Consider the following 19,030-nt stretch of genomic DNA (forward strand, 5'->3'; position numbering starts at 1 on the left):
ATCGCGTCGAGCCGTTGCAGCGCCTCGTTGTGGGTGACGTGTTTCTGCGCCTGCGAGGGGAGGATATAGGGAAGCCGAAGTCTCGCCGTCTGTTCGGTCATGATGTGCCTTCCGCGCTGCGGTGTTTCGTTGCGGGGGCAGGGTGAGGTGGTGGCGTGGGGCGGGGCTGCGCGGGGACAAGATTAGCGTAGGGGGGCCTTGGTGGGTGTGGCTTTACCCTCCTCTGCCCCGCCGGGCATCGCCCCCTCCCGGGGGGAGAGCGGCAGCAAGCGCCCCCGCCACTCCATTCGCAACCGTCGCGCTGGGGGAGACCCACCCGCGAGCCGATCCCCCCCCTTGCGGGGGAGAGGCCCGGCAGGGCAGAGGGGGGTAAAGCTCCACGCACCCTCGATCAAGTGCCCTAAACCCCACCAGCTCCACGCTTCAAATGCTCATCCAGCCGCGGCATGATTTCCACGAAATTACACGGCAGATGACGATAATCGAGTTGCGCCTTGAGGATGCCATCCCACGCATCCTTGCAAGCCCCCGGTGATCCCGGCAGCACGAAGATGAAGGTCGCATTCGTCACACCACCGGTCGCGCGTGACTGGATGGTGGCGGTGCCGATCTTGTCATAAGAAATGCGATGGAACAGCGCCGAAAACCCGTCCATGCGCTTTTCGAACAGCGGTTCCAGCGCCTCGGGTGTCACATCGCGGCCGGTAAAGCCGGTGCCGCCTGTCGTGATGACCACATCCACGCCGTCAGTGAGCGTCCATTCGCGCACCGTGTCTGCGATCGCCGCCTTGTCGTCAGGCACGATGGCACGGGCGGCGAGCCTGTGGCCTGCCTCCTGCAGCCTTGCGACCAGCGTATCGCCTGATTTGTCATTCTCCAGCGTGCGGCTGTCCGAAACGGTCAGAACCGCAATGCCAAGGGGAATGAAGGGTCTATCGCCTGCCATGGCTTTGTCCTCGAAATATCCGGCCCTCAAATGGTCCGCGTTGCCTGAAAATACCAGCCTGGGCGCTTCTTCCGAAGCGATGTTTCCGCGTTTTGGGCGGCATCGAAGGAATGAAAAATCCCGAAACAGGTTGCCCCCGAACCGGACATGCGCACAAGGGTGGCGCCCTCCTCAGACAGCAACCCGATGATCTCGCCGATGTCAGGCAGAAGCGCCTGGGCCGGCGGTTGCAGATCGTTGCGACTTTCCGCGAGAAAATCCATCCATCCGGTTGTCACCTCGCCAACCTTGGCTGGCGTCGGCAGAGGCGGGTTGGCCTTGTTCTGCAATCGCCGGAAAATCTCCGGCGTCGAAACCGCTTTCAGCGGGTTGGCCAGCACCAGAAACAGTTCCGGCAGGTCATTGACCGGTTCGATGTCCTCGCCGATGCCGCGCGCGATCAGCGATCGGCTTTCAAGACACATAGGCACATCCGCACCGAGCCTCAGCGCTATGGACGAAATCCTATCCGGTGTCATCCCGGCACGCCAGTGGCGCAGAAGCGCCCGCAGCGTTGCCGCCGCATCCGCCGAGCCGCCCCCTATACCTGATGCAACGGGCAGATTCTTTTCAAGATGAATGGCGACCGGGGGCGCTGGTTGACCCATTGATGCGAGCGCGTTGCGCAGTAAATCTCTGGCCCGGGTAACGAGGTTATCGCCGCCGTCGCCGACGTGTAGAAGATCGCCAAACGGTCCTGAGACGGAGAAGCTGTCGACATCGGCGTCTTGGATATGGATCGTGTCGCCGGCTTCGGTAAACACCACCAGCGATTCAAGCAGATGGTAGCCATCCGCCCGCTGCCCGGTGACGTGGAGTGCCAGATTAACCTTGGCCGGGGCCGCCTCGACTGTCTCGGCCGCCCCGGAAATTCCCTGCATCGCCATGTGGCGTCAGGATTTCTTGTCCGGAGCAGGGGTCGCCGGGGCCGGAGGAGCCGGCGGCTGCGGCGCGACGTCCTTCTTGGCCGTATTCTCGGCATCCTTTTCGACTGGCGGCAGGCCGTTGGCAATCTTTTCCTTCACCTTGGCCTTGTCCACGTCGTCGCTGTCGCCGATCAATGCGCGGTTCCACTGATAGACCGCCTCGATCTTGCGGCCGACGCGCCAATAGGCATCGCCCAGATGGTCGTTGATGGTGGGATCACCGGCCTTGAGTTCGATTGCCCGCTCCAGTTCGGTCACGGCATCGTCGAAATCGCCGAGGCGATAATGCGCCCAGCCGAGCGAATCGACGATATAGCCGTCATTCGGACGAAGCTCGACGGCACGACTGATCATCTTCATGCCTTCATCGAGATTGATGCCCTTGTCCACCCAGGAATAACCCAGATAGTTCAGAACCTGCGGCTGCTCGGGGTTGAGCTCCAGCGCCCGCTTGAAATTCGGTTCGGCCTTGTCCCATTGCTTCAGGCGCTCGTAGGCGATGCCGCGCTGGAAAAACACCGTCCAGTCGGATTTCTGCGGCACGGCGCCGATCACTTCAACGGCCTTGTCGTAATTCTCCGCCATGGCCTTGTAGTCCTTGGCATCGGACAGCACGCTGCCATAGGCGAGGTAGGAACGAATATCCTTGGGGTCGGATTCGAGGAGCGACTTGAGGTGTTTGCGTGCCTCTTCCACCTTTTCGGTCTGCGCCAGCGTCAGTCCGAGCTGCAGCTCGGAGATGCGATACATCGGCGAGTCCTTCGGCACTTCACGATAGAAGGCGATGGCACGTTCCGGCTTCTTCATGGCTTCTGCAAGTCCGCCGAGAAGAATGAGCGTATCCGGGCTCTTCGGATCGAGCGCGCGCGACGTCTGCAGATAAAGCGTGACGATCTCTTCGGCGCCTTCGCGGTTCAACGCACCGGCGATGGAGAACATGACGCTGGCGGCGCCCTCCACGGCATTGGTGATCTGCTGCTCCGGCTTCTCCCCCTTTTCGATGGACTGGCGGAGCGCTTTCAGCGGTGCGTAATTCGGCGCGAAAGTGTCGCCGACCGCGATCGCATCCAGCGCTTTCTGCTTGTTGCCGGCGGAAGCCTCCAGCCTTGCGAGCGCCATCACTGCGCGCATATAGGTATCGGAGGCGGTCGCTCCGCCTTCGCGGTCGGTTACCGCTTCGTTCAGGCTCTTGCGGGCGGCCTCGGTGTTGCCGGAAACAAGCGCGATGGCTGCCGCATTGTATTTCTGGAAGATCGAAATCCAGCCCGGGCCCTTCATGTTGTTGACGAGCGCCAGAGCCTCCTTCGGCTTGCCGGAACCCGCGCGCGCCCAGGCGGTCAGAAGCGTGTTGACCATGCGGTCCAGATCGTTCGGGCCGGAATATTTCAGGATTTTCTCGGCCTTGGCGAATTCCTTGTCCTTGATGGCGTCGAGGCCACGCACGATGGTCGTGACGCGTTCCACCGAGGTATCGTCCTTCATCGAATCGGCAATCTTGGCGCCGGCTTCGAAGTTGCCGCTCAGAAGTTCGGCGATCATCAGCCGCTGGCGGATTTCCGAGTTGGCAGGGTCGAATTCCAGCGCCTTCTTGTAAAGCGAAATTGCGGTGGGATAATCCTGATCGACATCGGCATTGCGTCCGGCGAGGAAGGCGCCGGAGAAGGTGTTGACCTTGCCGGGGTCGAACGTAACGGCCTTGTCTTCCGGTGTCGCCTTCGTCTCCGCAAAGCCGGGGCTTGCACCCGCGCCGATTGCGAGAGCGGCGGCAAGAGCCGCGCTGCAGAGAAGACGGAGTGCTGGTTTACGCCGCATGAGGGAACCTTTGCCTTTGTGCAGAAGCACGGAAAAATCAGTTTCCATTGTTTGGTCACTACAGAATGGCTTTTTTGAAGCAACCCCGCAAGAAATTATGGCCCCGGCCACAATCACGCCTCGCGGAGAGCCAGGCCCGTAACCTCGGGCGGATGCTGTGTTCCATCCGCCTTTCGCCTGGCCTGCGGCGTCAGTTCAGACGCTCGATGCAGAAGTCGATCACTTCCAGAAGCGCATTTTTCCAGGGGCTCTGCGGCAACGGTGCAAGCGCATCGCGGGCAATGGTGCCATAATGCGTTGCACGGCCTATTGTATCACCGAGGCCGTTATATTTTGTGATCAGGCCGAGCGCCTTTTCGAGGTTCTCGTCGCTGCTCTCGCCATTTTCGATGGCATTGCGCCAGAAAGCACGTTCATCCTGCGTGCCGCGGCGATAGGACAGGATAACCGGCAGAGTGATCTTGCCCTCGCGGAAGTCATCTCCGGTATTCTTGCCGAGATCAGCCGACTTGCCGCCATAGTCCAAGACGTCATCGACCAGCTGGAAGGCGAGGCCGAGATTCATGCCATAGGATTTCAGTGCACTGCGGGTCGCCTTGTCGGTCTTGGCGACGATAGGGCCGACTTCGGCCGCGGCGGCGAAGAGGGCAGCCGTCTTGGCGCGAATCACCTGAAGATAATCGTCCTCGGTCGTTTCCATGTTCTTGGCGACCGAAAGCTGCAGTACCTCACCCTCGGCGATGACCGAGGCGGCAGTGGAGAGCACGTCGAGGGCATCGAGAGAGCCGACATCCACCATCATGCGGAAGGCCTGGCCAAGCAGGAAGTCACCGACGAGAACGCTTGCCTGGTTGCCCCAGATGGTGCGGGCGGTGGATTTGCCCCGGCGCAGATCGCTTTCATCCACCACGTCGTCATGCAGAAGCGTCGCCGTGTGCATGAACTCCACGCTGGTGGCGAGCTTGATGTGGTTGTCGCCCTCGTAACCGAACATCGAGGCCGAGGCGAGCGTCAGCATCGGCCGCAGGCGCTTGCCGCCGGACGAGATGAGGTGGTTGGCCACCTCGGGTATCATCTGAACGTCGGAACCGGCCTTGGAAAGGATAAGCTGGTTCACCCGTTCCATGTCGGGGCGGGTCAGGTCGACAAGCGGCTTGACGGATGCGAGTTTGTTTTTGCTTTCTTCAAGCGGTATGACGACGCCCAAGGGACAGGACTCCAGTTCGAATTTGAATTCGACAATAAAAACTGACGCCTTGCGCGGCAAGGGGCGAATTGCCGCTAGCCATTCAAAAAGATGGGAATTTAAGGTCTATCCATGCGTGAACTGATCCGTACCAACGATGCCGTGCTGCTCTCCTTCGCCGAAAGCCTGATGAAGGATGCCGGCATCCATTGCCTCATTGCCGATCAGGCAATGAGCATTCTGGAGGGATCGCTCGGCCTTTTGCCGCGACGGTTCCTGGTGGAGGACGACCGCGCCGATCAGGCGCGCCGTATCCTCATCGATGCCGGGCTCGGCGACGAGTTGCGCAACGAAGAGGCTTGAACGACGGTGGACGACGGCATTTCCGAAACGATCGATGCCTTTCATCGGGGCCGGTTTCATATCATCCAGCCGAAGGGCAGGGGGCATCGGGCCGGCATGGACGCCATGCTTCTGGCTTCGCTGGTGGCGGATGACCGCCCCTGCCGGATTGCCGATCTGGGTGCGGGTGCCGGTGCCGCCGGCATGGCGGTTGCGGCGCGGCTCGAAAAGGCCAGGGTGACGCTCTATGAGCGCTCGCCGGAAATGGCGCAATTTGCCCGCCGCAGTCTGGAACTGCTTGACAATGCAGCCTTTTCGGCCCGCGTCGAGGTGCGCGAAGCGGATGTGACGCTGCGCGCGAAAGCCCGTGTGGAAGCGGGTTTGCCCGACGATCATTTCCATCACGTCATCATGAATCCGCCCTATAATGATGCGGGCGACCGCCGCACGCCGGATGCTCTGAAGGCCGAGGCCCATGCGATGACGGAGGGTCTGTTCGAAGACTGGATCAGGACCGCTGGTGCGATCATGATCCCGGGCGGGCAGCTTTCCCTGATTTCGAGGCCGCAATCAGTGGCGGAGATCATTGCTGCCTGCGGCAGCCGGTTCGGCGGTATCGAAATCACCCTCATCCATCCGCGTCCCGGCGAGGATGCGGTACGTATGCTCGTAACCGCCATCAAGGGATCGCGCGCACGGCTGTCCTTCCGCGCACCGCTCATCATGCATGAGACCGGCAGCCACGCCTTCACCCCCTTCGTTGATGACCTCAACAATGGTCGTGCGGCCTATTCCCGTAATGTAAGGGCAATCAGACCCGGCTTATAAAATCACCGTGACGCTAGCCGCATGCCATTGTGTTTTGCCGGGCGATACATACATCCGTGTCGATGAAGTCATTGCTGTGAGGATTGATTGGTGGGTTTGCTGAAGCTTCTTGTGCCGAAACGCTTTCGTAAAAAAGAGCTCGTCATTCCCGTGGTGCGCATGCATGGCGCGATCATGGCCGGCGGCAACCAGCTCCGCCCCGCCCTCAATCTCGCTTCCTATGCGCCGCTTCTCGAAAAGGCCTTCGCCGTCAAGGATGCTCCGGCCGTCGCCATTTCGCTCAATTCGCCCGGTGGCTCGCCGGTGCAGGCGCGGATGATCTATAACCGTATCCGCCAGCTTGCCGAGGAAAAGGACAAGAAAGTCCTCATCTTCGTGGAGGACGTCGCGGCCTCGGGCGGCTATATGATCGCTCTTGCCGGCGACGAGATCATCGCCGACCCCACCTCAATCGTCGGTTCGATCGGCGTCGTCTCCGGCGGCTTCGGTTTTCCGGAAATGTTGAAGAAGATCGGTGTGGAGCGGCGCGTTTATACAGCCGGCGAGAACAAGGTCATTCTCGATCCCTTCCAGCCGGAAAAGGAAGGCGACATCGATTACCTGAAGTCGCTACAGGTCGAAATCCACAATGTTTTCATTGATATGGTCAAGATGCGCCGCGGCTCCAAGCTAAAGGGCGACGAGGCGATCTTCTCCGGCCTGTTCTGGACCGGCATGCGTGGCCTCGACCTTGGCTTGATCGATGGGCTGGGTGACATGCGCGAGGTTCTGCGCCGCCGTTATGGTGAAAAGGTCAAGCTCCAGCTCGTCAGCGGCGGGCGCACTTTGTTCGGTAAAAAAGTACCTGGTGTGAATGCTGCGTTTGGCCTCGACACCCCAAAGCTGGCGGCGGGCGCCGTCGCGGGTCTTGCGGAGGTTGCCGAAGAAAAGGCATTGTGGTCGCGTTTCGGTCTATGATGTCGCGGGAATAAAGCCTTATGGCGCAGCTTATTACAATCATTCTTCTGGTGGTGGGGGCCATCATCCTCTACCGCCGCTTCGTTCGCGATGCGGAAAAGCTCTCGGCAAAATCGAAACAGCGCGAGAAGGAACGAGAGACCGGAGCGATCGGCACGCTGATCAAGGATCCCGAGACGGGGGAGTACCGCGTGAAGCGTGAGGATGAGGCGTAAGGCGCAGTCATCCCGGACAATCTCGTTTGCCAGTCCTGAAGGATTGGGGGTTAACCCAAAAATCAGCTTTTCGGGACAGCCCTGAAATTCGCCGAGTATTTTAGTCCCGATTGTGCGATTAGTGATCCACAAATTTTAGGGTGATCTGCTTTGCTTCGGCCTAAGCCGGCTGAAGTCTCGCATTGCGCAGCCGGACGGGGTAGTTTTGCAAAAAGTTCATTCCATTCAGTTTTTGCGGGCGGTCGCCGCGCTTTCCGTCATGTTTTTTCACATTGCCGGGGCTCCTCTGACGATAGGCGCCGCCGGGGTGGATGTGTTTTTCGTAATATCGGGATTTGTGATGGGCATGGTCGGCGATAAGGCGACACCCACCAAATTCCTGCGTCATCGGCTTTTCCGTATCGTGCCGCTCTACTGGGCCGTTACATTGCTCATGTGCCTTGGCGCGCTGGCAGGCGTGTTTTCCACATTCACCTTTACCATGGACCATCTCTGGAAATCTTTGCTGTTCATCCCTTATGCGGATGCTTCGGGCCAGGTCACGCCTCTCGTGATGGTGGGCTGGACGTTGAATATGGAGATGTTCTTTTATCTCGTTTTTGCGTTGGGTCTTGCACTGCGCGCGCCCATTTCCGTGACGATCATTGTCCTGACGGGCATGGTCTGCCTGGGGCAACTGGCGGACTGGCAGTCTCCCTTCATGCAGATATGGGCCTCGCCGCTGCTGCTGGAATTCCTCGCCGGTCTTGTCCTGTCGCAGATTGCCTTTGCGGGCGTGCGCAGCGGCGCTGCGGCCCTCGTGCTTTCTTTTGTCGGCTTCGCTTTCGCGGCCGGTATCGGTGAGCAATCCGGCCTTCTGCGCATCGCGAGCTGGGGCGTGCCAGCCTTTCTGCTGGTGGCGGGCTGTGTGTGGATCGAAAGAGCGGGTGGCTGGCCCATCGCGTGGCTGAAGCCCTTTGAAATCATCGGGGACGCCTCCTATGCGCTTTATCTCCTGCACGGGCTGGTTATTTCCGTGGTCTACAAGATCATAGCGCCGGGCCCTGCGGCGGGGATCGTGGTTGTTTTTGCTGCATTGGCTGTCTCGGTTGCAGCACATCTCCTGTTTGAAAAACCGGTGATCAGGCTTCTCAGGAAATTCGCAGACCGTGGCATCGGTGGTCAACGTGCCGAGGCCGTGGGCTGATCGTCGCTTCGCATAAAACCTTGACCCTCAGGCCATGCCGTGGCACCAGTCCGCATCCGAAGTAAGTCAATGCTTACTTGTCCTCCTAACGCCGCGATGACTGCAATGACCGATGTTCCCGACCATATGAACCCGAAGCGTTCCTTTCAGGCGCTGATCCTGACGCTCCATAATTACTGGGCCGACAAGGGCTGCGCGGTGCTGCAGCCTTACGATATGGAAGTGGGCGCGGGTACGTTCCATCCGGCCACGACGCTGCGCGCACTTGGGCCGAAGCCGTGGAAGGCCGCTTATGTGCAGCCCTCGCGCCGCCCGTCGGACGGCCGTTACGGGGAAAACCCCAACCGTCTCCAGCATTATTACCAGTATCAGGTCATCCTGAAGCCCAATCCTTCCAACCTGCAGGAACTCTATCTCGGTTCGCTGAAGGCAATCGGCCTCGACCCTCTGCTGCATGACGTGCGCTTCGTCGAAGACGACTGGGAAAGCCCGACGCTCGGTGCCTGGGGCCTTGGCTGGGAATGCTGGTGCGATGGCATGGAAGTCTCGCAGTTCACCTACTTCCAGCAGGTCTGCGGCATCGAATGCTCGCCGGTCGCGGGCGAACTGACCTATGGTCTGGAACGCCTCGCCATGTATGTCCAGGGCGTCGACAATGTCTACGACCTGAACTTCAACGGCCGCGAGGGCGAAGAGAAGATTTCCTATGGTGACGTCTTCCTGCAGGCCGAGCAGGAATATTCCCGCCACAACTTCGAATTCGCCGATACGGCCATGCTCCATCGCCATTTCATCGACGCCGAAAAGGAATGCCAGGCGCTTCTCGCTGCCGGTGCGCCCGGTGACAACGATAATCAGCGCCTGCACAAATGCGTGTTCCCGGCCTATGACCAGTGCATCAAGGCCAGCCACGTCTTCAACCTTCTGGATGCGCGCGGCGTGATTTCGGTGACGGAACGTCAAAGCTATATCCTGCGCGTGCGCACGCTGGCCAAAGCCTGCGGCGAAGCTTTCCTGCTGACGGATGCGGGTGGGCTGAACTGGAACAGGGCCGCTTGATTTTTAGCGGTAAGCTCTTGTCTAACTTTGATGATTTGAAAGGCCGTTCTTGACGGCCTTTTATTTTGTGTGGATTCGTATGGCTGAATAGCGCAATGGGTTTAACCGTGAATAATATTAGAAATTTCTGTTTTCTATATGTGCTTACACTCGGATGCGTTCTCGGTAATGGCGCGGCTGCGGAAACGACAGACTGGATGAGCGGCAACGATGCCTTTGCCCGCGCCGACAAGCTGCGTTCTTTCGGAATGATCGTCACCCGCATGGAGTGCAAGGATAGCGGCCAGCGCTCTCTCGATGTGGGCAGCGCGCTCGTCCGCATGCACTACACGCGCAATACGAAAATGCTCGACTGGGTCATAGACGGCTGGAATCATCTGGAGGGAAACAAGGAATATTGGGCTGAGCGAGGCTACAGGCTTGCCTCCTATACTCTTTTTGTCCGTAAGGTATCCGGCCTGAAATTATATTGTACCGTCTTTTATAAATAACGGGCGCTGCTTCCTGCAGCGGGTCCGTTCCGCCAAAAGCGGACAGAATGAGCGAAGCCCCATGACTTTGCGGTAATGAGCGGTTATCGTGCGCGCAACGAAGCTGGGAATCGCAATTCATGTTCATCACGCTGGCAATCATCGCGGCAATCGCGCTTTATGTTGTCTTCATCTATAACGGTCTCGTCAAGGCGCGGCAGATGAAGGAAGAGGCGTGGTCGGGCATCGACGTGCAGCTGAAGCGCCGCGCTGATCTCATCCCCAACCTCATCGAGACCGTGAAGGGTTACGCTGCCCATGAAAAGAGCACCTTCGAGGAGGTGATCAACCTGCGCAACCGCGCGCAGGCCGTACCGGCGGGAGACGTTGAAGGTCGCGCCCAGGCGGAAGGACTGCTGTCACAGGCGCTCGGCAAGCTCTTTGCGCTCGCCGAAGCCTATCCCGATCTGAAAGCCAATACGAACTTTCTGGAATTGCAGCGCTCGCTCGAAACCATCGAAAGCGAGATCCAGATGTCGCGCCGTTATTACAATGGCGCTGCGCGCGATCTTAACGTCAAGGTGGAGAGCTTCCCGTCCAATCTCGTGGCGGGGCAGTTCGGTTTTGCCAAGGCGCCCTATTTCGAGATCGACAACCCGGCCGACCGCGCCGTGCCGACGGTGAAGTTCTAAGCACCGGCTCACAAATTCCCGCCGATATTCCGATAGCCCGGCTTTGCGCCGCATACTTTGACAAGACGACGATCATGATCGAACTGACCATCACCCCGCCCGGCCACCCGCTTTCCGGCAAGGTGGAGCCGCCCGGTTCCAAATCCATTACCAACCGTGCACTTCTGCTGGCCGGGCTCGCCAAGGGCAAAAGCCGTCTCACGGGCGCGCTGAAAAGCGACGATACGCTTTACATGGCAGAAGCGCTGCGTGAGATGGGTGTCAAGGTAACCGAGCCTGACGCCACCACCTTCGTGGTGGAGAGTTCAGGTGGGTTGCATCAGCCGGAAAAGCCGCTTTTCCTCGGCAATGCCGGCACAGCCACCCGCTTTCTCACGGCCGCTGCCGCCCTTGTGGATGGCGCCGTCATCATCGATGGCGACGAGCATATGCGCAAACGCCCGATCATGCCGCTGGTGGAAGCCCTGCGCTCCCTCGGCGTTGAGGCGGAGGCGCCGACCGGCTGCCCGCCCGTCACCGTCTGCGGCAAGGGTACTGGCTTCCCGAAGGGCAGCGTCACGATCGACGCCAATCTTTCCAGCCAGTATGTGTCCGCACTTCTGATGGCCGCCGCCTGCGGCGACAAGCCTGTCGATATCATCCTCAAAGGTGAGGATATCGGCGCGAAGGGCTATATCGATCTCACCACATCGGCCATGGAAGCCTTCGGTGCAAAGGTGGAGCGGGTGAGCAACGCCATCTGGCGCGTGCATCCGACCGGCTACACGGCGACCGATTTCCACATCGAGCCGGATGCCTCCGCCGCCACCTATCTCTGGGGCGCTGAACTTCTGACCGGCGGCGCCATCGATATCGGCACGCCTGCCGATAAATTCACCCAGCCCGATGCCAAGGCCCATGAGGTCATGGCGCAGTTTCCCCACCTGCCCGCTGAAATCGACGGTTCGCAGATGCAGGATGCTATTCCCACCATTGCGGTTCTCGCCGCCTTTAACGAAACGCCGGTGCGTTTCGTCGGCATCGCCAATCTGCGTGTCAAGGAGTGCGACCGAATCCGCGCCGTCTCACTCGGCCTCAACGAAATCCGCGATGGTCTGGCGCATGAGGAAGGCGACGACTTGATTGTGCATTCCGATCCTTCGCTTGCGGGCCAGACGGTCAAGGCCTCCATCGACACTTTCGCCGACCACCGCATCGCCATGAGCTTTGCGCTGGCCGCACTGAAGATCGGCGGTATTGCCATCCAGAACCCGGCCTGCGTGGCCAAGACCTATCCCGGTTACTGGAAGGCCCTCGCCTCGCTCGGCGTCGAATACTCGGAAAAGGAAACCGCTGCCGAGCCGCAGCATTAGAAGAACGGTATTGGTTTTCCGTCATTCCGGCCCTGAGCCGGAATCCAGTGCGATCAAGTCCTTGATCGCGAAAGACTCTTCAAGCCGCGCAGACGCGCGGCTGCTGGATACCGGGTCTAGCCCGGTATGACGGCAATGACTGTATTCTGAAACCGGAAACGCTCCATTCCCTTAAGGAGAAATCACCCGTGAAGACCATCGCCGCAAGATTTCTCGCGCTGTTCGTCTTCCTGGGCGCGGCCTTCCCGGCTTTCGCGGAAGAGTTCATCCGTTCGTATCATTCCGTCATCGAGGTTGCGCGAGACGGAAAGCTGACGGTGACGGAGACCATCACCGCCCGCGCCGAAGGCCAGAACATCAAGCGCGGCATTTTCCGCGATTTTCCGCTTTATGCGCTGGATGCGAATAACCGCCGCACCAAGGTGGATTTCAGCGTCGTTTCGGTGGAGCGCGATGGTGCGCCGGAAAACTGGCGCACAGAAAATATCGACGGAGGTATACGCATCTATACCGGCAGCGCCAACCGTTTTCTGCCGACCGGCGAACATATCTTCCAGATCACCTACACCACCGCCCGGCAGATCCGTTATTTCAGCGATTATGACGAGCTGACCTGGAATGTTACCGGCAATGGCTGGCAATTCCCCATGGGCGAGATTTCCGCTACCATCACGTTGCCTGATGGTGTCAAGGCGACGGATACCGCCGTCTTCACCGGTCCGCTTGGCGCAAAAGGCAAGGACGCCCGCATCCTCAGTGAGGGCAACGAGGTTTTCTTCGCCTCCACTCGCCCCTTTTCGGTGGGCGAGGGCATGACGGTTGCGGTGAAACTGCCCAAGGGGGCTATAACGGCTCCTGACACCACGCAGGAGGCGGGGTGGTGGCTGCGGGACAATCTCGCCATCCTCCTTTCGGGCGGCGGTCTCTTCGTCGTGCTCCTCTATTATCTGCGAGCCTGGTTCGCCGTGGGCCGCGATCCGGCAAAAGGCGTCGTCGTGCCGCGCTGGGACGCGCCGGATGGACTTTCCCCGGCGCTGGTCAATTACGTCGATAACCGCGGTTTTTCCGGCGCGGGCTGGACGGCGCTTTCCGCTTCGGCACTTGATCTGGCCGTAAAAGGTTATGTGGTTCTGGAGGACCTGAAGAACGCCATCGTCATCCGCCGCACGCAAAAGGCGACGGCCGACAACCTGCCGACGGGACAGAAGACGCTGCTTTCCTCCATCGGTGGGCCGGGGGAGACACTAACCATCGACAAGGCCCATGGGGCGGAGGTCGAGAAGGTCGGCAAACAGTTTCGCGCAGCTATAGAGAAAGAACATCGCGGCAAGTATTACCGCAGCAATGCCGGCTACACCGTCTTCGGTATCTTCCTCAGCCTCGCCCTCATCGTTGCGACGCTGGTCTTCGGCGATCTGGATGAGAGCGCCATCGCCGCTGTGCTGGTCTTTGGCTTTTTTGCTTTCTTTTTCAGCATCCTTTCGATTGGCATCGGCCGGCAGTTTTCGCGCGGCGCGCCGCTGCGCAAGCGGATCGGTGGCATCGTCATGCTCGCCTTTGCCGGTTTCGTGGCCTTTTCGGCCATTGGCGGCATCGCCACGCAAATCCTGCTTGACGTTACACATGACACCAAGTCACTGGCGCTCGCTGCCATCGGCGGAATCGTGCTCACCAATGCGCTGTTCCTGTTTCTGATGGGCGCACCGACGCCGCTCGGTCGCAAGCTGATGGATGGCATCGAAGGCCTGCGGACCTATCTGACGCTGGCCGAAAAGGACCGGATGAACATGGCGGGCGCGCCGGCCATGTCGCCGCAACATTTCGAAACGCTGCTGCCCTATGCCGTGGCGCTCGGCGTCGAAAAGCCCTGGAGCCGTACGTTCGAGACCTGGCTCGCGACCGCCGCCGCCGGTGCCGCCGCGGCAAGTTATGCGCCGGGCTGGTACCTGGGCAGCAATTACGGCAGCTTTGGCGACAGGATCGGCGGGTTCTCAACCTCTATGGCAAGCACAATCGCCTCCACCATTCCGCAGCCTGTCAGCTCTTCCGGCTCCAGCTTCTCAGGCGGGGGCGGGGGCGGTTTTTCCGGCTCTGGCGGCGGCGGGGGCGGTGGCGGCGGCTGGTGATGCCTGCCGCGGTAATTTAACCGATAGCTGGTGACTTTTGCCGCTGGTCTTGCTAAGTCCGCGACACTCTTTTGCAACAGATTAAAGTCCTTATCCCATGCCCGATCTTCTGCTTGAACTTCGCTCCGAGGAAATCCCTGCCCGCATGCAGCGCAAGGCGGCGGGCGATCTGAAGAAACTCGTCACCGATGCCTTGGTGGAGAGAGGGCTGACCTATGAAGGTGCGCGCGAATATTGGACACCGCGTCGCCTGACGCTGGATATTCGCGGCCTCAACGCCCGCTCGGCCGATGTGCGTGAGGAAAAGAAGGGTCCGCGCACCGATGCCAATGAAAAGGCCATCGAAGGCTTTCTGCGTGGCGCAGGCCTCAACGATATCTCGGAAGCGCAGGTTGTTTCCGATCCGAAGAAGGGTGATTTCTACATCGCCATCATCAACAAGCCGGGCCGTCCGGCGGAAGAGATCATCGCCGAGGTGATGCCCGGCATCATCCGCTCTTTCCCCTGGCCGAAATCCATGCGCTCCGGCCCCGCTTCGATGCCGAAAGGCTCCAGCTATGCCGGTATCGAAGGCAAAGGTTCGGAAAGCCTGCGTTGGGTGCGGCCGCTGCAATCCATTGTCTGCCTGTTCGGCCCCGAACACGATGAAACGCAGGTCATCCCGTTTGCCATCGATGGTATCGTTGCCGGCAACGTTACCTATGGCCATCGTTTCCATGCGCCGGGTCCGATCACCGTGCGCCGTTTCGAGGATTATGTCTCGAGCCTCGAAAAGGCGAAGGTCATTCTCGATGCCGAGCGCCGCAAGGACATCATCCTGCACGACGCCAAGGACCTCGCTTTCGCCAACGGGCTCGACCTTGTGGAAGACGAAGGCCTGCTGGAAGAAGTTTCCGGCCTGGTCGAATGGCCGCAGGTGCTGATGGGCACTTTCGAAGAGGACTATCTGCAAATCCCCGCAGAAATCATCCGCCTCACCATCAAGACCAACCAGAAGTGTTTCGTCACCCGCAACCAGGGTGCGGAAGAGGGCCTTTCCAACCGCTTCATCCTTGTCTCGAACATCGAAGCGAGTGATGGCGGCAAGGAAATCATCCACGGCAATGGCAAGGTCGTGCGCGCGCGCCTGTCGGATGCCCGCCATTTCTGGACCCGTGACCAGGGTGATCTGCCCGATCTTGAGACGTTGAAGGACTCGGCTGCAAAATTCAGCCTCGATCTTAAAAAGCCCCTCGACCAGCGCATGGCGAAGCTCGATGCGCTCAACGTCACCTTTCACGCCAAGCTCGGCACGCAGGGCGAGCGCGTATCCCGCATCCGCGAACTGGCGAAGACGCTGGCCCCGATCGTCGGCGCCGATGCCGCGCTGGTGGACCGCGCCGTTGTGCTGGCCAAGGCCGACCTGCGCACCGAAGCCGTCGGCGAATTCCCCGAGCTTCAGGGCTTGATGGGCCGCAAATATGCGGCGCTTCAGGGCGAAAACGAAAGCGTTGCGGCCGCCATCGAAGATCACTACAAGCCGCAGGGTCCTTCCGACCGCCTGCCGGCTGACAAGGTGGCGATCACGGTCGCTCTCGCTGACAAACTCGACACCCTCGCCGGCTTCTGGGCCATCGATGAGAAGCCCACCGGCTCGAAGGACCCCTTCGCGCTGCGCCGTGCGGCGCTGGGTGTGGTGCGTATTCTGCTTGAGAAGAACGTGCGGCTGCCACTGCTGAGCGTTGCCAAGGATCCGGACCTTCTCTCCTTCTTCCACGACCGTCTGAAGGTCTATCTCCGCGATCTCGGCGCGCGTTACGATCTGATCGACGCCGTCCTGACGCCGGAATCCGACGACCTGCTGATGATCGCCCGCCGTGTCGAAGCGCTCACCGCCTTCATCACCGGTGAGGATGGCCGTAACCTTCTGGCAGGCGCCAAGCGCGCCACCCAGCTTCTGGCCGCGGAGGAGAAGAAGGGGACTGTGGTGGCGGATGGCGTTTCGGAAGAGTTGTTGAAGCTCGATGCCGAAAAGGCGCTTTATGCGGCGATCAAGACCGCGTCTGCCGATGCCGCGAAGGCTGTTGCCGGCGAAGATTTCCGCTCTGCCATGCAGGCGCTTTCGACGCTTCGCGCGCCCGTCGATAAATTCTTCGAAGATGTGCTCGTCAACGACGAGGACGCGGCCATCCGCGCAAACCGTCTGGCGTTGCTGAAGGCCATTCGCGAGGCAACTGGCACGGTTGCGGATTTCTCGAAGATAACGGGCTGATAGGGTTGGGGTAGCCGTACATGTCAGTGTGCGCGGTTCACCCCCCTCTGTCCTGCCGGACATCTCCCCCTCAAGGGGGGAGATCGACTTGTGGCGAGCTCTCAACCACATTGAACGTTTCGGGAAGAGGGGGAGCATGCCTCTCGCCGATCTCCCCCCTTGAGGGGGAGATGCCCGGCAGGGCAGAGGGGTTAAGCCACAGCCTCAACTCCCGCAGGATAACTTCCCATTGACCCACCCCACCTCCAAAATCCTCATCAGCGCCTGCCTCCTCGGCCAACCTGTCCGTTACGACGGCAGAGGCAAGCCCTTCTTCCCCCCGGCGATCGACCGCTGGCGCAGCGAAGGCAGGCTGGTGGCGATCTGTCCGGAGATGGCGGGCGGTATGCCCGTGCCGCGCCCGCCGGCGGAAATCGAAGATCGTGCCTCCGGTCTCGATGTGCTGGAGGGCCGCGCCCGCGTGCTAGAGGTGACCGGCGGCGATGTCACGGCGCAATTCATTGCCGGCGCAGAAAGGGCGCTGGCCTTTGCGAGGGCCAATGCCTGCACATACGCGCTTCTGATCGACGGCAGCCCGTCCTGTGGATCGGTTGCGATCTATGACGGTTCGTTTTCTGGCGTCAAACATGCGGGCAATGGGGTGACGGCGGCGCTGCTCGAAAAAGCCGGTATTGCCGTTTTTTCACCTGCCGATATCGACCGGCTGGATGTGCTGACCCGTTAAAAGAAAAGCGCCGGAGTTCTCCGGCGCCTTTGTTCATCGATAGTCTTGCGGCGTATCACCCCGCCATGCGCAGCTCATGCGCCATGGCATGAAGCTGGTGACCGGACGACACGCGGAAGCCGCGGATGAGGTTCAGCAGTTCCTCGGTGTCCACGGCAAGCGCTTCCGCCGAAGCCGTGGTTTCTTCCGCCATGGCCGCATTGTGCTGGGTGGCGACGTCGAGCTGGTTGAGCGATGAGGAGATCGAGCGCAGCGTCGTATCCTGCTCGGCTGCCGAGTGGGCGATCTTGCTGACGATCTCGTTAGCGGATTTGATCTGGTCCGAGATACGCTTCAGTGCATCGCCGGCCTCGCCCACAAGCCGCACGCCATTTTCCACCTGGGCGGAAGAGCGGGCGATCTGGTCCTTGATCTCTTTGGCGGCAGCCGCGGATTTCTGTGCGAGTTCGCGCACTTCCTGCGCTACCACGGCAAAGCCCTTGCCAGCCTCACCCGCGCGAGCAGCTTCGACGCCGGCATTCAGTGCCAGAAGGTTGGTCTGGAAGGCGATATCGTCGATCACGCCGATGATGTTGGAAATCTGGTCGGAAGACTGCTCGATGCCGCTCATCGCCATGATCGCTTCTTCCACCACACGGTCGCTGCGCATGGCTTCCGAGCTGACGGTGGTGACACGCTTGGCGGCGTCAGCTGCCCCTTCCGCCGTCTGGCGCACCGCGACGGTCAGTTCGTCAAGCGCTGCGGAGGTCTCTTCCAGATTGGCAGCCTGCCGTTCGGTACGCTGTGATAGCTCGTTGGAGGCCTTGCGGATTTCTTCCTTTGAGCCGCCAATGTCGATGCTCTTGGAGTTCACCTTGGCCATGGCGGCATCGAGATGGGTCAGGGCTTCGTTGAAATTGGCGCGCAGCGCTGCGTATCGGTTGCCGAGATCGCCGCAGCGCACGGTCAGATCACCGCCGGCTAGCTTTTCCAGCGCCTCGCCGATGGTGGCGACCACACGCGCCTGCAATTCTGCCTCGTCGCGCTGCATGTCGAGGTTGTTCTGGCGCTCGGCATTGAGCTGTTGCTGCTGTTCTTCCTCACGGCGCTGCATGGCATGGCGCTCGCGTACCTTGTCCTGAAGCGAGGCAGTAGCCTTCGCCATCATGCCCACTTCGTTGGTGAGGCCAGTATGGGGAATGGCGAGCGAGACGTTTTCATTGGCGACTTCGCCAAGCGCGCGGTGAATATCGCCGAGGGGCTTCGAGATACCACGGATGACATAGAAAGCGGCTGCAAGCGCCAGCACGAAGATCAACGCGCCGATGGATAGCGCCTTCATCACCTCGCCGCGCACCTGTGCGTTCAGATCATCGATGTAAACGCCGGTCACGACCACCACCTGCCAGGGTTCGAAGGCAAGTGCATAGGAGCTCTTGGCGTAGTCATTGCCTTCCATGCCGGGCTTCGGGCCGTAGAAATCTGTCTGGCCGCCGCCATTGCGACCAAGCCGCACCAGCTCGTCACGATAAGCGAAACCCTTGCTGTCAGGCTTGCCCTTGAAGTTCTCGCCGACGCGCTTGGCATCGGGATGGAACTTCATCGTCACATCGTAATCATAACCGAAGAGGTAGCCATCCGGGGTGAAGCGTATGGCGCTGACGGTTGCATAAGCCTGCTTCATGGCCTCGTCGCGCGAAAGGGTGCCGGCCTTTTCCTTGTCGTGGAAGGATTGCAGGATGGAGATGGCCGACTGCACCTGAGTCCGCAGCATTCCGTAGCGTTCCTCATAGATCGCGTCGGTGGCGGACTTCAGCTGGTAGAAGGTTGCCACGGCGAAGGCGGCCATCAGGGCCACTACGAGAACGATCAACTGACGGGAAATGGAAAGGTTCTTCATGAGCGCTCACAAGCGTTTGGCCTCGCGCGCCTCGCTTTGC

The 19,030-nt window shown here is 60.2% G+C and carries 17 protein-coding genes; 12 read left to right on the forward strand and 5 right to left on the reverse strand.

Annotation, left to right across the window (positions count from 1 at the left end; all coding sequences use genetic code 11):
* Positions 1-400 precede the first annotated feature (400 nt).
* The 4 genes from moaB to K7A42_RS05275 all read right to left on the reverse strand — a co-directional run bounded on the left by moaB (position 401) and on the right by K7A42_RS05275 (position 4,930).
* A complete protein-coding gene (gene moaB / locus K7A42_RS05260) occupies positions 401-946 on the reverse strand; it encodes a molybdenum cofactor biosynthesis protein B (RefSeq protein ID WP_282454921.1) in 546 nt (181 codons plus the stop codon).
* Positions 947-972: 26 nt separating this feature from the next.
* Positions 973-1,872 (reverse strand): 4-(cytidine 5'-diphospho)-2-C-methyl-D-erythritol kinase, encoded by a 900-nt coding sequence (locus K7A42_RS05265; RefSeq protein WP_282454922.1) that lies wholly within the window; start codon positions 1,870-1,872, stop codon positions 973-975.
* A gap of 6 nt (positions 1,873-1,878) precedes the next feature.
* Complete coding sequence (locus K7A42_RS05270; protein WP_037090857.1) at positions 1,879-3,771, reverse strand: tetratricopeptide repeat protein; 1,893 nt, start codon at positions 3,769-3,771, stop codon at positions 1,879-1,881.
* Between the two features lie 142 nt (positions 3,772-3,913).
* Positions 3,914-4,930 (reverse strand): polyprenyl synthetase family protein, encoded by a 1,017-nt coding sequence (locus tag K7A42_RS05275; protein WP_004440110.1) that lies wholly within the window; start codon positions 4,928-4,930, stop codon positions 3,914-3,916.
* Between the two features lie 111 nt (positions 4,931-5,041).
* On the opposite strand from K7A42_RS05275, the gene K7A42_RS05280 reads away from it, so the two are divergent.
* From K7A42_RS05280 to K7A42_RS05335, 12 genes are all read left to right on the forward strand, one after another.
* Positions 5,042-5,272 (forward strand): DUF2007 domain-containing protein, encoded by a 231-nt coding sequence (locus tag K7A42_RS05280; protein WP_142181855.1) that lies wholly within the window; start codon positions 5,042-5,044, stop codon positions 5,270-5,272.
* Between the two features lie 6 nt (positions 5,273-5,278).
* Positions 5,279-6,079 carry a tRNA1(Val) (adenine(37)-N6)-methyltransferase gene (locus K7A42_RS05285; RefSeq protein ID WP_045532704.1) on the forward strand — a complete coding sequence of 267 codons (801 nt, stop codon included), beginning with the start codon at positions 5,279-5,281 and terminating at the stop codon, positions 6,077-6,079.
* A 90-nt stretch (positions 6,080-6,169) separates the two neighbouring features.
* On the forward strand, positions 6,170-7,036 hold the full coding sequence (locus K7A42_RS05290; RefSeq protein ID WP_416220898.1) for a S49 family peptidase: 867 nt from the start codon (positions 6,170-6,172) through the stop codon (positions 7,034-7,036).
* Between the two features lie 20 nt (positions 7,037-7,056).
* Positions 7,057-7,251 carry an NfeD family protein gene (locus tag K7A42_RS05295; protein ID WP_004440115.1) on the forward strand — a complete coding sequence of 65 codons (195 nt, stop codon included), beginning with the start codon at positions 7,057-7,059 and terminating at the stop codon, positions 7,249-7,251.
* Between the two features lie 205 nt (positions 7,252-7,456).
* The gene (locus K7A42_RS05300) at positions 7,457-8,437 is read left to right on the forward strand and encodes an acyltransferase family protein (protein ID WP_282454924.1); all 981 of its coding nucleotides are present in this window, start codon (positions 7,457-7,459) and stop codon (positions 8,435-8,437) included.
* Between the two features lie 96 nt (positions 8,438-8,533).
* The gene (locus K7A42_RS05305) at positions 8,534-9,496 is read left to right on the forward strand and encodes a glycine--tRNA ligase subunit alpha (protein WP_020813609.1); all 963 of its coding nucleotides are present in this window, start codon (positions 8,534-8,536) and stop codon (positions 9,494-9,496) included.
* Positions 9,497-9,603: 107 nt separating this feature from the next.
* On the forward strand, positions 9,604-9,987 hold the full coding sequence (locus K7A42_RS05310) for a hypothetical protein (RefSeq protein WP_223215408.1): 384 nt from the start codon (positions 9,604-9,606) through the stop codon (positions 9,985-9,987).
* Between the two features lie 119 nt (positions 9,988-10,106).
* A complete protein-coding gene (locus tag K7A42_RS05315; protein ID WP_006699477.1) occupies positions 10,107-10,658 on the forward strand; it encodes a LemA family protein in 552 nt (183 codons plus the stop codon).
* 74 nt (positions 10,659-10,732) lie between these two features.
* A complete protein-coding gene (gene aroA / locus K7A42_RS05320) occupies positions 10,733-12,010 on the forward strand; it encodes a 3-phosphoshikimate 1-carboxyvinyltransferase (RefSeq protein ID WP_282454925.1) in 1,278 nt (425 codons plus the stop codon).
* Positions 12,011-12,198: 188 nt separating this feature from the next.
* Positions 12,199-14,136 carry a DUF2207 domain-containing protein gene (locus K7A42_RS05325; protein WP_282454926.1) on the forward strand — a complete coding sequence of 646 codons (1,938 nt, stop codon included), beginning with the start codon at positions 12,199-12,201 and terminating at the stop codon, positions 14,134-14,136.
* 97 nt (positions 14,137-14,233) lie between these two features.
* A complete protein-coding gene (glyS, locus tag K7A42_RS05330) occupies positions 14,234-16,387 on the forward strand; it encodes a glycine--tRNA ligase subunit beta (protein WP_113380951.1) in 2,154 nt (717 codons plus the stop codon).
* Positions 16,388-16,616: 229 nt separating this feature from the next.
* A complete protein-coding gene (locus tag K7A42_RS05335) occupies positions 16,617-17,111 on the forward strand; it encodes a DUF523 domain-containing protein (RefSeq protein WP_077986662.1) in 495 nt (164 codons plus the stop codon).
* 55 nt (positions 17,112-17,166) lie between these two features.
* Here K7A42_RS05335 and K7A42_RS05340 read toward each other — a convergent pair whose 3' ends face one another.
* Positions 17,167-18,990, reverse strand: coding sequence for a methyl-accepting chemotaxis protein (locus K7A42_RS05340; protein WP_282454927.1), 1,824 nt, complete (start codon positions 18,988-18,990; stop codon positions 17,167-17,169).
* Between the last annotated feature and the right edge of the window lie 40 nt (positions 18,991-19,030).

This window comes from Agrobacterium sp. InxBP2 (assembly GCF_026191755.1).
Taxonomy (GTDB): domain Bacteria; phylum Pseudomonadota; class Alphaproteobacteria; order Rhizobiales; family Rhizobiaceae; genus Agrobacterium; species Agrobacterium pusense.